We start from the raw sequence: 2,566 nt of genomic DNA on the forward strand, positions 1-2,566 counted from the left end.
TGCCGCGCACCGGCGCTTCGCCTTGATCGAACTCGGCGATCACCGAGCGCCAGTAGATGTGATCGGCGAGCCGCTCCGAGCCGTGCAGTTCGTGCTGAGCGAAGAGATCGCGGCGCAGCGCTTCGACGAGATAGGTCCAGCGGCGATCGTCGTGGGAGGCGGCCAGTGCGGCCAGCTCGGAGAGACGATTGCAGGCGGCGCGCACGCAGCCGAGATGGAACGAGACGAGCGTCGCGCCGACGAGGCTGTCCAGGCGCTGGCGCGGCGTGGCGGCCTTCTCTTCGCCGATGCGCTTGAAGCAGCTCAGCGCGACGTTGAACTGATTGCGGAAGAAGGCTTGCCAGCCGGTGTTGCGGCACGAGGCGATGCGCAGCTCGTCACGCTGCTGGCGAATGGCCTTTTGCGCACGACGATACGTTTCTTCGGCTTCCTCGTGGCGGCCGAGCATCAGTTCGAGGTCGCCGTAGATCTGCAGGTGCGCGTAGCCGGGCGTGTGGCCGGCGTCGATGTCGGCGAGTTGCGCGGCGCAATGCGACGCTTCGATGAACTGGCCTTTGAAGATCTTGGCGGCGACGTCGANCGGGATGTCGTCGGATGCGAGGGCCGAGGATGCTGCGAAGTAGATCGTCGAGAACATGCTGTGCTCCTGACTCAGTGAATTGTGCGTTAGCGGGTTGACGCGATTCGTGAAGCAGTGAGTGCATGTTTTCATCGCAGCCGGATTTCGGCTCGGGTTTGTGATGGTTTGTTACGTTCCTCCTGGCCACCAATTGGGCTAATAGAGAAAATTAATTGACGATCTGCCGCAACTGCATGCGGAAATCATCGCTGCTAGCGAACGGGTACAGGGAGTTCACGAGGCGTTTGATCTGCCTGCCTCGATTTCCCGGGCTTTTATCACGCGCTTCACTTCACGCATCGGCAATCAGCGGATAGCGTGCCGCGTTCGGCAGCTGGTAGTGCCACCATTCCGTCGGCATATGGGTAAAGCCGGAAGCCAGCATGATGCCCAATAGCATCGCGCGATTGCGTTGCACATGCCACGGCAGATCGTCATAAAAATGATGCGACTCCTCGGTCATCGTGTCGAAAGCGGTTCCCATATCCAGTTCGTCTCCATTGGGGTCGATGAGCGTCACATCGACCGCAATGCCTCGGTTGTGATGCGAGCCCTCCGCGGGGTCGGCAACGTACGCAGGATCGGGCAGGAAATTCCATAGGATTTCCTGTACGTAGATAGGGCGGTAGGCGTCGAGGATTTTCAGGCGAAGACCGAGTTGCCCGGCGGATCTGACCGCCAAGGTCAGCGCCTGCTCGGCAGGCGCAAGCAACATGCAAGGCATGTCGTGGCAGATCGGTTTGCCCGTCAAGTTTCTCGATGTCGCATAGACGAGATCGATTGCCACTCGGTGGTGCGCTTCGGTAATTTCAACGAGTGCGTCGCAAGACGCCTGAACGCTCGTCATCACACCGTCTCCTCGAATTTTTGCTCCAGGTTTTGTGCAATCGCGCGGGTGGGATCGTTGCTCGAAAGGTTCGGCACGCCGCTGCTGCCGCCGACCGCAGGAGGCGATCCGCTGTTGTCGGAATCGTTGCCTTGCCATTGATTCGAGAGCTGCAGCAGATCCTGGAGCAGGTACTCGAGAAACTGCTCCATCCGGTTGGTATCGGTGCCACTGATCCCGCTGAGGCTGGTCATTGAGGATGGCGTGGTGTTCGAGATGGCCGTCGTGGACATGAATCTTCCCCGTATCAGAGAGGACGCCGGGCATCGGACCTGGCGTCGGCAAATGAAAACGTTGTCCGAGTGTGTGCCGAATGCGCTGCATGGGATGGGCGTGAGCGCTAAAGCGCTGACTCCTATCGACATCAACGGCCCATCGTTTCCGACGGCGCTTCCTGGAACACGCGGCGATAGCCGTTGATGAGCGTGGAGCGATGGCGCACGCCCCACTTGTTGGCGACGTCGAGCACGCGGGTGACGGGGGCGTCGTCGTCGAGCAGGTCGTCGCGGATGCGCTCCATGCGCTGGCGGCGGATCAGCTCGCTCGGCGAGAGGCCGAGGTGGTTCTTGAACGCGGCCTGCATCGCGCGCTCCGTCACGCCGACATGCGAGGCCACTTCGCGCACCGACAAATCCTTCTGGTCCAGGTTGTCCATCAGGTAGCGGTAGGCGCGGCGGTATTTCGCGGGCAGCCGTGCGCTCACGTCGTCGGAGCGTTGCGCGGTGCGCGCCGTCTGCATGGCGTCCGAGGCGACGGTCGGCATCGACATGCTGTCGGCCCGCACGTGCTGGATCGAAGCGAGCGCGTAGCGGCCATAGAACTGCGCGAACTCCTGCGTGCGCATCTGCTGCTGCAGGACCTTGGCGCGGCAGTACAGATAGTCGAGATACCAGCGCGCATGCTGAGCGCCTTGCGAGGCTGCGGCGCCCGACGCGTCGAGCATCGCTTCGGCGATCGGCGTGGCGTGGCCGGCGACGGCCGCGAGCGTGATCTCGAGGCACAGGCTGCGGTGGTAGTCGTTGAGGCCGGCCTTGCGGCTCCAGCTCACGTATTCCTTGAGA

The 2,566-nt window shown here is 62.1% G+C and carries 3 protein-coding genes; all 3 read right to left on the reverse strand.

Going from position 1 to position 2,566, the window contains the following annotated elements; translation table 11 throughout:
- Positions 1-911: 911 nt before the first annotated feature.
- Positions 912-1,466, reverse strand: a complete 555-nt coding sequence (gene ddpX / locus FAZ69_RS32940; protein WP_136899641.1) for a D-alanyl-D-alanine dipeptidase — start codon at positions 1,464-1,466, stop codon at positions 912-914.
- Positions 1,466-1,738, reverse strand: coding sequence for a hypothetical protein (locus tag FAZ69_RS32945; RefSeq protein WP_136899643.1), 273 nt, complete (start codon positions 1,736-1,738; stop codon positions 1,466-1,468). The genes ddpX and FAZ69_RS32945 overlap by 1 nt, the downstream gene beginning before the upstream one ends.
- Before the next feature lie 131 nt (positions 1,739-1,869).
- A partial coding sequence (locus tag FAZ69_RS32950) for a helix-turn-helix transcriptional regulator (protein ID WP_136899645.1) occupies positions 1,870-2,566 on the reverse strand: 697 nt, incomplete at its 5' end.

Origin of the sequence: Trinickia terrae (assembly GCF_005144415.1) — a bacterium.
GTDB lineage: Bacteria > Pseudomonadota > Gammaproteobacteria > Burkholderiales > Burkholderiaceae > Trinickia_A > Trinickia_A terrae.